The 10,883-nt window shown below is 31.0% G+C and carries 11 protein-coding genes; 2 read left to right on the plus strand and 9 right to left on the minus strand.

Going from position 1 to position 10,883, the window contains the following annotated elements:
• Positions 1 to 26: 26 nt before the first annotated feature.
• The 7 genes from N5D03_RS14140 to nusB form a co-directional block, all read right to left on the minus strand.
• The gene (locus N5D03_RS14140) at positions 27 to 1,007 is read right to left on the minus strand and encodes a polysaccharide pyruvyl transferase family protein (protein ID WP_280052019.1); all 981 of its coding nucleotides are present in this window, start codon (positions 1,005 to 1,007) and stop codon (positions 27 to 29) included.
• A 78-nt stretch (positions 1,008 to 1,085) separates the two neighbouring features.
• Positions 1,086 to 1,781, minus strand: coding sequence for a response regulator transcription factor (locus N5D03_RS14145; protein WP_019974263.1), 696 nt, complete (start codon positions 1,779 to 1,781; stop codon positions 1,086 to 1,088).
• A gap of 4 nt (positions 1,782 to 1,785) precedes the next feature.
• A complete protein-coding gene (locus N5D03_RS14150; protein ID WP_114998924.1) occupies positions 1,786 to 3,339 on the minus strand; it encodes a HAMP domain-containing sensor histidine kinase in 1,554 nt (517 codons plus the stop codon).
• 72 nt (positions 3,340 to 3,411) lie between these two features.
• Positions 3,412 to 4,014, minus strand: coding sequence for a dephospho-CoA kinase (gene coaE / locus N5D03_RS14155; RefSeq protein WP_280052020.1), 603 nt, complete (start codon positions 4,012 to 4,014; stop codon positions 3,412 to 3,414).
• A 70-nt stretch (positions 4,015 to 4,084) separates the two neighbouring features.
• Positions 4,085 to 4,441 carry a preprotein translocase subunit YajC gene (gene yajC, locus N5D03_RS14160; protein WP_125350678.1) on the minus strand — a complete coding sequence of 119 codons (357 nt, stop codon included), beginning with the start codon at positions 4,439 to 4,441 and terminating at the stop codon, positions 4,085 to 4,087.
• 24 nt (positions 4,442 to 4,465) lie between these two features.
• Positions 4,466 to 4,957, minus strand: a complete 492-nt coding sequence (locus N5D03_RS14165; RefSeq protein WP_114998927.1) for a DUF1573 domain-containing protein — start codon at positions 4,955 to 4,957, stop codon at positions 4,466 to 4,468.
• 44 nt (positions 4,958 to 5,001) lie between these two features.
• Positions 5,002 to 6,024 (minus strand): transcription antitermination factor NusB, encoded by a 1,023-nt coding sequence (gene nusB / locus N5D03_RS14170; protein ID WP_257468218.1) that lies wholly within the window; start codon positions 6,022 to 6,024, stop codon positions 5,002 to 5,004.
• Here nusB and N5D03_RS14175 point away from each other — a divergent pair.
• Complete coding sequence (locus tag N5D03_RS14175; protein WP_280052021.1) at positions 6,015 to 7,772, plus strand: ABC transporter ATP-binding protein; 1,758 nt, start codon at positions 6,015 to 6,017, stop codon at positions 7,770 to 7,772. The genes nusB and N5D03_RS14175 overlap by 10 nt on opposite strands.
• Before the next feature lie 117 nt (positions 7,773 to 7,889).
• A complete protein-coding gene (locus N5D03_RS14180; RefSeq protein ID WP_280052022.1) occupies positions 7,890 to 8,270 on the plus strand; it encodes a PUR family DNA/RNA-binding protein in 381 nt (126 codons plus the stop codon).
• A gap of 459 nt (positions 8,271 to 8,729) precedes the next feature.
• Here N5D03_RS14180 and N5D03_RS14185 read toward each other — a convergent pair whose 3' ends face one another.
• Both N5D03_RS14185 and N5D03_RS14190 read right to left on the minus strand, forming a co-directional pair.
• Positions 8,730 to 9,827, minus strand: coding sequence for a hypothetical protein (locus tag N5D03_RS14185; protein ID WP_125350260.1), 1,098 nt, complete (start codon positions 9,825 to 9,827; stop codon positions 8,730 to 8,732).
• 2 nt (positions 9,828 to 9,829) lie between these two features.
• Complete coding sequence (locus N5D03_RS14190) at positions 9,830 to 10,612, minus strand: sigma-70 family RNA polymerase sigma factor (protein ID WP_280052023.1); 783 nt, start codon at positions 10,610 to 10,612, stop codon at positions 9,830 to 9,832.
• Positions 10,613 to 10,883: the final 271 nt, after the last annotated feature.

Raw genomic sequence — 10,883 nt, forward strand, 5'->3', positions numbered from 1 at the left:
TAAAAAAGAGAAATATTCTCTCTTTTTTATTCATTATAGATTGAAATATTTTCAAAATCTTTTAACCACATATTATAATATCTACTTAATTTTTTATGTTTATTATCAATAATAATAACCTTTTTTTCTAATAATACAGCTAATATAAGTCCATGTAACCTAGTTGTATAAACCGTAGAATATTTATTCATAAATTTGATACCTGTTTCAATATATTTTTCTCGTTGTTTTCTAGATTTTAATCCATATCGAGTATCTACAAAGAATGTAAAAATATTTTTTTCTAACAAAAACAAAGATAATTTCTTATTGTATCTTTCAATTCTATAATTAATTCTATGCTTATTTTTAGATATATTAAATGTTGGCCAATCCAATATATCTACATTTTGTTGTTTTAAAATAGCTTCATAATTTAAACTAGTATTAATCTCTTTATCTTTTCGTTTCATTAATAAAACTTTTTCACTCTTAGTGGGAAGAACATATTTACTTAGATCCAAACAAAAAGCCATGTCAGGTAAAAGATATAGATTTTTAATATCAAATTTTTTTAATAAATTATATGATTCAAGGTCTCTAAGACAAATATGTAGATCTGGATGATTTTTTAGAATTTCAATATCCTTTATTAAATTTTGTTCAAAGTTGTAATGAATAGTTTGTGGGAAAATTATTATACGCCTATCTGTAAATGTTTTAATTAGATTTAATTTTAATTCTTGAGATACAGAATATAAGTCACCAAAATTTCCTCCTCCTTGTATTAATAATATTCCATCCTTTGGAACATTTTGATTTTTGTAAATCCAATAATTTGCTTCGTATAATTTTTTAAATGAGAGTCTTTTTAAATAATCTAATTCACCTTGCCAAATTAAGTTGTCTCCAATATTATTATAATCAGGGATGTCTAATAAGCTATAGTCGTCATTTATTAACTTGTCTAAAGTATTATAAATCTTATTTTTTAAATTGTTTAATAAAATATTGTAATTATTGTTCATAGATTAAAATTAGATTGTTTACAAACATAAAAAAAACCTCAACTATGTTGAGGTTTTTTTTCTATAAAGACTGTAATCTTATTCTTGAATTAAAAGTCGGAATCCTTCTCCGTGAATATTCACGATTTCTACTGCAGGATCTTTCTTCAAATACTTACGTAATTTTGCAATATATACGTCCATAGAACGCGATGTAAAGTAATTATCATCGTGCCAAATACGTGTTAAGGCAATCTCACGAGGCATTAAATCGTTTTTGTAAACTGCCAATAAACGTAACAATTCGTTTTCTTTTGGCGAAAGTTTTTGTGATTTACCATCGTAAATTAATTGTCTCAATTTTGCATTGAACGTAAACTTACCAATTTTGAAATCTTCTTGTTCAAATTTTTCTTCTTCACCAGAATTACGTTGTAAAACAGCTTTTATTTTGTACAATAAAACTTCCGAATCAAATGGTTTTAAGACATAGTCGTCTGCTCCAATTTTGTAACCATTCAAAACATCCTCGCGCATGTTTTTCGCTGTTAAAAATATAATTGGTTGTTCACTTTTTAGTTCTTTGATCTCTTTTCCTAATGTAAAACCATCTTTTTTAGGCATCATTACATCAAGGATGCATAGATCATAATCACTTTCTTTAAATTTGGCAAGACCGTCTTCACCATCGATTGCGTGCGTTACGTCAAAATCGTTTATAACCAAATAATCCTTTAATACACTTCCGAAGCTTGGATCATCTTCTACTAAAAGTAATCGTTGTTTATCACTCATTGATCTATGATTTTAGAGGAATTTTAATGAAAAAAGTACTTCCTTTTCCTGCTGAACTTTCTGCCCAAACTTGTCCACCGTGAAGCTGAACGATTTTTTTGACATAAGCCAACCCAAGTCCATGACCTTTTACATTGTGTATATTTCCCGTTTCTTCTCTATAAAATTGTTCAAATATTTTTTTCAGAACGTTTTGCGGCATTCCCATTCCTTTATCAGAAATTTCAATTAAAAAATTGTTGTCTTTGTTGTATGTTTTTACTCTAATCTCCGGTGTGTTTGGAGAGTATTTTCGAGCATTATCCAATACATTAATAACGATATTCTCTAAATGGAACGGATCTCCTTTTACAAATGATTGTTCTGCGTTGTATTCTTCAAATATTGTACCATTTCTTTCTTCTACAATAAATCTTATCGGCTCAACACTTTTTTGTACAATCCCATTCAAATTTACTTCCTGAAAATTCATATCCATTTGATTGCGATCAAGCTTTGACATTCGTAAGACCATCTCAACGTGAGCATTCATACGTTTGTTCTCTTGTTTGATCAAATCTGCATAATATTTCACCTTTTCAGGATCAGTAAATATTTTTTCGTTACGCAATGCATCAGACGCAATATTAATGGTTGCAATAGGCGTTTTGAATTCGTGCGTCATATTATTGATAAAATCAGTCTTAATTTCCGAACTCTTGCGTTGCAATTGCATGTAATAAATTGACAATGAGAAAACCGTAATAATAATCATGGTTAAGATAAATGTCAATGAAATAACTGGAACTGTTGGCGCAACAATGGCTAAATTTCGGTTAACAAAATTTGCTGCCAAATAATATTCGATATGATCCTTTCTGTCCAAAAATAGCGGAACCATAAATTCGATTTTATTGCGATCAAAATCTTTTGATTTGACATTTGTTTCTGTCGAATCTTTTTTCAAAACTGCCAAAATTGGCATTGCTTGATGAATTCCTCTGTTACGTAATTCATTTTTCAAAATCGAATCTAACATGGCATAATTCACACGTTTGTCGATCGGCGTAGAGCCTGCATCCCAACGCGCAGCGCTTTCCAGCGTAAATGTTCCGTCTTGTAAAGCGTGCTCAAAATTCAGATTCAGATTCGGAATTCCTCTAGCAGAAGAATCTTTGTCTATCTTGAAAACGCGCTCCTGCGAATAAATATTCGCTTTCGTCAAACTATCATTGTATTTTCCAGATGATGGCAACATCGATTTTTCGACCACATAGCGCGTTACATAAGCGTACGTAACACCAAGCGAATCTTTGATGACTTGATTGGTTACAACTTGCGGTTTATCTTTATTTGATTTTAAATCAGATTGTATATTATTGAATTTCTTATAATAACGCTCTAATTCGTTTTTATTTATTTTTTCAGTTGTATAATTCATCGCTTGGTACACGTTGTTGTTAAAACTGTCTGTACCATTCTGAATTGTTAAGTTTAGCCAATAGAATTGAATGATTATCAATCCTATAAGGGCAACACTCATGATAACGATTAAGATTTTATAAAATCCTTTTTTCATTTATTTTTTATTGAATGATTAAAAATAGTTTAATCTTTTCTAATTTCTATCTTTTTGTTAAAATTTGGACGATTAAATCATTTTTTTGATTTTGATAAACGTTTGTTCCACTTCATTTTTCAAGTGAGCTAAATCGCCATTATTATCAATAATAAAATCTGATTTAGCAATTCGTTCTTCGTCCGAAATCTGATTGTTTATTCTCGCACGAATTTCTTCTCGTGATAAACCATCTCTTTCTATAGTCCGTGCAATTCGCGTTTCTATATCGGCCACTACACTTATCACAACATCGCAATCTTTGTAACTACCACTTTCTATTAAAATGGCAGCTTCTTTCATTACAATATCCGATTTTTGAGCTTTTTTCCAATCCTCAAAATCTTGGAAAACTGCTGGATGAACAATTGAATTTAATAGCTTCAATTTTTCATTATTCTGAAAAACTTGTTTTGATAGATATGGTTTATTCAAACCATTTTCATTGTACGCTTCTTCACCAAAAGCTGCAATAATTTTAACTTTTACTTCAGAGTTTTCATTCTGAATCGTTTTCGCTCTTGTGTCAGAATTATATACCGGAATACCTAATTCTTCGAAGAATTTTGCTGCTGTACTTTTGCCAGAGCCTATTCCGCCAGTAATTCCTGCTACAAAAGGTTGGTTGTTTTTCATGGTTTGAAGTTAAAAAAATGCCGAAGAATAATTCCTTCGGCAATCAGTTAAATATATGTTAACCTTAAACTTAGTTTTTTTCTTCAACTGCTTTTTCTGATTTCTCAGCTTTGTCAGTCGTTTTTGAATAACGTGCAGCAGTTAATTCGCGAGAAATTGCAGCTTTTTCGAATTTAATTTTTCCAGCTCCAGTTTCGATGATAACAGCGTCGTCATAAATTTCGTTGATTTTCCCGTGAATACCAGAAGTTGTTACAACTTGATCACCACGTTTGATATCCGTTTGAAATTGTTTTTCTTGTTTCGCTTTCTTTTGTTGAGGACGAATCATGAAAAAGTACATAATTACGAACATCCCTCCGAACATCAAAAGCATAGACATTCCTCCGCCTTGTGCACCAGCTTGTAAAAAGATTGTTTGAATCATTTTTATATTTTATCGATTTAATACTTATTGTCCAAATGCTTGTTGTGCATTTTGATCATTTGCAGTAGCTCCAACAACGTTTGCAGAAATGTCAAATTTCTCGTGACCATTTGTTGTGTTCGTTACTAAAGTTACTGTTTTTTGTTGTTTACCGTTCATGTTTCCAGCTGTGTACACAACTTTGATAGAATCTGTAGCTCCTACTGCAATTGGAGTAGAAGGAAATTCAGGAACTGTACAACCACAAGTTGCAGACGCATCGCGAATAACTAATGGAGATTTACCATCGTTTTTGAACTTGATATATGTTTCTACTTTATTGTTAGCTTTTACATCTCCAAAATCGTGATTTGCTTCTGCTAATGTTAAAACTGGAGCTGTAGCTGGATCTACAACATTTTCAGCTTGTTGAGCTGTTTCTTCTGCTGTAAAATTGTCGCTAGCTTTTTTTTCTCCACAAGAGCTGATTGCGAATGATAATGCAAATGCACCTAATATAAATAATTTACTTTTCATTTTTATAATTATTTGTCTTAGTCAAAATTAAGAAAAAATAGTGATTATAATAAACCTCTACCGTATTTTGGTAAATTATTATTGTCTTTTAACTCTTTTAATGTTTTATCTAAGATTCCGTTAACAAAAACACGCGATTTTTCTGTCGAATAACTTTTCGCTAATTCCACATATTCGTTGATTGTAACTTTTGCAGGAATATTTGAGAAATATAAAAACTCTGTCAAAGCCATTTCCAAAATAATTAAATCGATTGTCGCAATACGATCTAATTCCCAGTTTTGAGCTTTTTCGTCAATGATTTTTCTAGTTTCTGCTTGGTAACGGATGGTTTTACGGAATAATTCTTCAGTAAATTTTTTGTCATCTAAGTCTTTGTAAACTTTGAATAATGAAATCAATGGTGAACTGTTTTGACGGAACGATTTTATCGTTGTATGCACCATTGCATTTGCAATATGTACATCGTCTGCCCACGTGATCTGAATTCCTTCTAAGTAATCGTGCAAATCTTCATATTCAGCAATAAATTCTACGAAAAAGTTCAAGATAAATTCTTTGTCTTCTTCAAAAGAATGTTTGTCGCTGCTCATGTACGTTTTGTACAATTCACTTTCTGTCAAATTTTTAAAGATATTGTTTGGATAAGAATCATAAATATCCCAAAGTAAAAATTTGTTGTCATTTGAATAACGAGATAATTCAAGATTTTGTTCAATAATTTTGAATACTTTATTCTGAACAAATTTTAAATTTGGATTTAAATCTTCTTGGGTTGGAAAGTTTTTTGATTTTGCAAGTTCAATTTTATGCTCTGCAATGTCCTTTTGAACTTTAATCAAATTTAGGAGATAAATGTACAAATCGTAGATTTGATCGATACTTTTCATCATATTTTTCTCGACCGCTCTTTCTTCGCCTTCAGTTCCTAAACTATTGTAAGCATAGATATTCTGCATTACTTTTTCGCGTAGTTGTCTTCTTCCCAACATAATTTCAATGATATAACGTCTAATAAATTGATGCAAAGGTAAAAAAAAGAATGTAATTTTGTTTTGTGAAATCATTACAAAAGTTAAATAAATTTTTATGGAAGTATAAATGGAGAATATTTTTGGGCTTCATTTTTACGATTTGTGCCAACTGGGTGCAGGTTTATTCCGTTACATATATTAGAGAAGCAATCAATACAGTTGAAGAATTGCTACGAAATTTTAAGAAAGAAGGAACAGATAATCTCGATCTTTTGAAAGATGGTTTGATGTACGCCAGCTTGGCTTTTTTCTTTTTTAAAGTTTTGGGAGGAGTTTTGACAGTTGGTACTCGACAAATGATCATTGTAGCATCGCGTTATATTGAGTTCGATTTGAAAAATGTGATTTACGATAAGTATCAAAAATTATCGTTGTCCTTTTACAAAAAACACAAAACGGGCGATTTGATGAATCGGATTACCGAAGATGTCGGATTGGTACGCATGTATCTTGGCCCTGGAATTATGTATCCAATTGATTTGGTATCGCGAGTTGTGATTATTGCGTATTTTATGTTGCAAATTGATAAGCAATTAACGCTTTATACATTAGCTCCTTTGCCTATTTTATCATTGTTAATTTATAATGTTGCACGAAATATTAACAAGAAAAGTAAGCGCGTACAAGAACAACAATCTACGATTTCGTCGTCTGTACAAGATACTTTTGCTGGAATTCGCGTGATAAAATCATTCAATTCAGAAGAATTTATAAAATCTAAATACGAAGTAGAAGCAGACGAATATCAGAAACGTGCACTTAATTTAGCTCAAATTCAGGCAGCCTTTGGCCCTTTGATGGTTGTTGTAGTTGGAGTGAGTAATTTGGTGATTTTGTATTTGGGAGGAGTAAAATATATAGAAGGAACAATGGATATTGGTTCTATTGCACAATTTTTCCTTTACCTAAATATGTTAATTTGGCCATTTACTTCGTTGGGTTGGATTACAATGGTTGTGCAGCGTGCGGAAGCATCAATGTTTCGTATCAACGAATTTTTGAATGCCGAAACTGATGTAAAAGAAAAACAATTAGTCAATCATGAAGTAGAAGGAACAATCGAATTTAAAAATGTGACGTATATCTACGAAAACACAGGAATTAAAGCGTTGGATAATGTTTCGTTCAAAATTAATAAAGGTGAAACTTTAGCGATTCTTGGAAAAACAGGTTCAGGAAAATCGACAATTGCTTTGTTGGTTGCGCGTTCGCTGGAACCGACTTCTGGTGAAATTTTGATTGATGATAAAAATATTCATGATATTAATGTAGAATCTATTCGAGAAGAAATTGGTTATGTACCGCAAGAAGCTTTCCTTTTCTCGGATTCGTTAACCAATAATATTTTGTTTGGTTCTGATGATACTGATGAACAAACTGCTGAAGTTTTTGCGAAGAAAGCGGTTGTTCATGATAATATTGATCGATTTAAAGAACGTTATGAAACAGTTGTTGGAGAACGTGGAGTGACACTTTCTGGTGGTCAAAAACAACGTGTTTCTATAGCTCGTGCATTGGTGAATGATCCACAAATATTAATCTTTGATGATAGTTTATCAGCTGTAGATACAGAAACCGAAGAACAAATCTTAAATAATTTATCTTCTGAGATTAATGGTAAAACGACTATCATTATTACGCATCGTGTGTCTTCTGCAAAGCGCGCTGATCAGATTTTGGTTTTAGAAGATGGTCATGTTTTAGAAAATGGTTCGAACAGCGAATTATTAAATAAGCATGGTTATTATTATGAATTGTACAATAAACAACTGCTAGATTAAGTTTATTTATAGATATTTAATAAAATAATAGAAAATAATTGTTTAAAATGTTGTTGTTTTCTTAATTTTTTTTAGATTTGTTAGGAAACATTTAACAATTAAACTCTATTTAGACTTATGAATGATTTTGAAAACCAAGAAAAGGTGGATGCAGAAGGAGTCTTTTCAAAGGTATTAAGGGCTGGAAGAAGAACTTATTTTTTCGATGTCCGCGAAACAAGAGCAGGTGATTATTACTTGACGATTACTGAAAGTAAAAAAAATACGCAGGAAGATGGAAATGTGTATTACAAAAAACATAAAATCTACTTGTACAAAGAAGATTTTGAAAGTTTCAAAGATATGTTAGACGAAACGACCGATTTTGTTTTTGCTCAAAAAGGACAAGAGGTAATTTCGGAAAGACATCAGAAAGATTTTGATCCAAAAATTAAAGTTGTGGGTAAAGACGAAACGCAAGTTGAATCTTTTACCAATATCGATTTTGACGATATATAGACTTTACTAAATATGCGTAAAAAGAAACCTCCGCTCAATAACTTGAGCGGAGGTTTTTATTTTATAGAATTAAAAACATTTAGAGATTCCTCCTAATGTTGGAATGACATTATTTCGAAATTAATCAAATAAACAAAAAGCTAGTTTTAGTTGTCATATTGAGTGATTTTTCGATTTGATAGAATAAGTAAGTTGTATTGAAGCAGCTTGAAAGAAAATTTATTTTATTTTAAATTCGGTGCTGTAACGAGTGCCTTTACTATTCATAATTTCAAAGATAAAGACTTAAAAATCAAACTCTATTTTGTCTACGTAAAGTTAGCAACTCCAAAGAGTATCTGCTATTAACTATTGATAAAAGTAAGTGAGCTCACGCGTTATATATGTTGTTTATATTTAGTGAGTGTTTATTATCAACCTCACCTTACGGGTGTACAATCACCCTCAAAAATTATATTTTTAAGCTGTTATAAGCTCAATTCCTGCTTTATCTGCCTTATATTTTATTTTGGTCATCAGTTTATAATAACTCCAATTTCTCAGTACAAAATCTTCTTCTTTGGCCAGCTCTATCTTTTCTTCTTGATCCATTAAAATAAGTGTTCCTGCTTTATTATTTACACAAAAATCAATTAACTTTCTGCTGTAAACATGTAGTCGATGATGCACATAATTTTTTTCTACTTGACTCATTTTATCTAGCGCTTTTAGTTTCCTCGTTTTTCCTTTGCCCGATTTTGCATAAGTTGCCCCAATTTGTATTCGTTTACGGGACGCTTGTATCGCTAACCTTCGGTATAGAAACTCTTCTTTGGTTCCTATAGTAAGCCGAGATTTTCCTATTTTTACAACCAACGGATATTCTAAAGAGAGGGAAGCTTCTGCAATAATTTCGGGTTGTAATTGATGATTTTCTTTTTCGATCTCAACAACAGCTAACCAAAATATTTTACTTTTTTCTAACTTTATTTGTGATGTACAAAGTTTAATTTCTCCGCTTACCACTTGTTCCAATAACCTTTTATTACTTGTAAAATCTTTTCCCAAATAGGTTTTGAATGGAAGTTGAAACAACCGAAAACAAAAACATTTTTTCTCAGGATTGTAAGAGAAGCTACGTATACTTTCTGCTCCAAAAGGAAATGCCATATCTCGTTTGAAGTTTTTTAACGAAGCTTCTCCTTTCCAATATCTTTGAGAATCTTTGTTGTATGAACTGTGGAGTCTATTATTTAAACAAGATAATATATTGGTTGGAATTTCACCTTTAAAACGGTCTGATAGCACACGATAAGTGGTACTCATTTGCGAATTTTTTAATATACCCTCTGCATCTTTCTTCTCGTCCATTAATTTATATTTAACTCCTTCAGAGAGGTACAAAAAATCTTTCATCATTTCTTGTAAATACAAATGAGAAACAATCAAATTAGCGGCTTTAAAACATCTGTTTTGCCATCTATAAAGCTTGTCTAATGCCTCTTTGCGTTCTTCTTGAGTTGGTAAATCGATAAGTATTTGTATTTTTCGAGTGAGTATTAAAGTAGATTTTTCCATGATCAATAGTTTAGGGATTGAACTTTGTTTTGTTGAGTGAATTTATAAGCGACTATAAATTCATTGTGTACCTCTTTTTGAGACAATTGTAATGCTGAAGCTATTGTTGAAAAAGATTGTTTATGCTTACATCGAAGTTTTAAAATCAACGATTGTGTTTCAGATATTTGATTTTCCTTCTCTGCTGTAGAGACTGTTTTGGTTTTAATAATTAATTTATCTTGGTGACTTAAAATCTTCTTAAGATCATCAATAGCATGTTTAATTTCGTTACTCGTTTCAGTGATTCCTCTTCCCATTGCTTTAGCAATCGCTTTGTATTGAAATCCATGTTTTAAACAGAGTTCAATCAAATGCTTTCTTTCAGCACTTAATAAGGGTAATACTTTTATAATTTGATCAAAATAGTGCTGTTGTGTTTCTTGTTCGTTTAGGTTTTGAATGTTATCTGCGGGATCATATCCAGCTAAATAACTTTGATAATTCTCATAGTTCTCTAATGAATTCACATTTCTAAAAAACTTATTCTTCGGTTTAGCATAATGCGAATAGCAACTGTATTTCATTACAAATCTCAAAAAGAAAAAGATATGATCAGGGGATTCCATCTTCTCTCGATATTCCCAAAGTTTCAGAAACACATCTTGTAACAAACATTCTACTACAAACTCATCCTCAATTATTTGTTTACCAAACCAAAAGATTCGTTTATTGTACCTGACATAAATACGTTCCAAAGCAATAGAATTACCTTTTTTTAATAATTCAAATTCTTTTTCTAGCATAATAAAGGTGGTTTTATTTATGTTTTACGTGATACGTATGACGTTCTACGTTTTTACATAGTTTTTAAATTCAACATTAGTTTTAAAAGTCACTCTTTTTCCTGTACATCGCGCCAACTTTGTTTTTGGGAAAGGGGGTTTTTGTTAAGTTTTACGCTCTACGCTTAACGTTTTACGTTATTTTTTTTAGTTTTACGTGATACGTATTAAGTTCTACATTTTTATTCTTATTATATTCAAATTCACTTTTTATAACGGATTTTAGAGTCGA

The organism is Empedobacter sp. GD03861, from assembly GCF_029840885.1.
Classification (GTDB): domain Bacteria; phylum Bacteroidota; class Bacteroidia; order Flavobacteriales; family Weeksellaceae; genus Empedobacter; species Empedobacter falsenii_B.

Coding starts and splice junctions, on each gene's coding strand:
- yajC (WP_125350678.1), bottom strand. CDS start 4,441: ATGATTCAAACAATCTTTTTACAAGCTGGTGCACAAGGCGGAGGAATG.
- N5D03_RS14185 (WP_125350260.1), bottom strand. CDS start 9,827: ATGGAAAAATCTACTTTAATACTCACTCGAAAAATACAAATACTTATC.
- N5D03_RS14145 (WP_019974263.1), bottom strand. CDS start 1,781: ATGAGTGATAAACAACGATTACTTTTAGTAGAAGATGATCCAAGCTTC.
- N5D03_RS14165 (WP_114998927.1), bottom strand. CDS start 4,957: ATGAAAAGTAAATTATTTATATTAGGTGCATTTGCATTATCATTCGCA.
- nusB (WP_257468218.1), bottom strand. CDS start 6,024: ATGATTTCACAAAACAAAATTACATTCTTTTTTTTACCTTTGCATCAA.
- N5D03_RS14140 (WP_280052019.1), bottom strand. CDS start 1,007: ATGAACAATAATTACAATATTTTATTAAACAATTTAAAAAATAAGATT.
- coaE (WP_280052020.1), bottom strand. CDS start 4,014: ATGAAAAACAACCAACCTTTTGTAGCAGGAATTACTGGCGGAATAGGC.
- N5D03_RS14150 (WP_114998924.1), bottom strand. CDS start 3,339: ATGAAAAAAGGATTTTATAAAATCTTAATCGTTATCATGAGTGTTGCC.
- N5D03_RS14190 (WP_280052023.1), bottom strand. CDS start 10,612: ATGCTAGAAAAAGAATTTGAATTATTAAAAAAAGGTAATTCTATTGCT.
- N5D03_RS14180 (WP_280052022.1), top strand. CDS start 7,890: ATGAATGATTTTGAAAACCAAGAAAAGGTGGATGCAGAAGGAGTCTTT.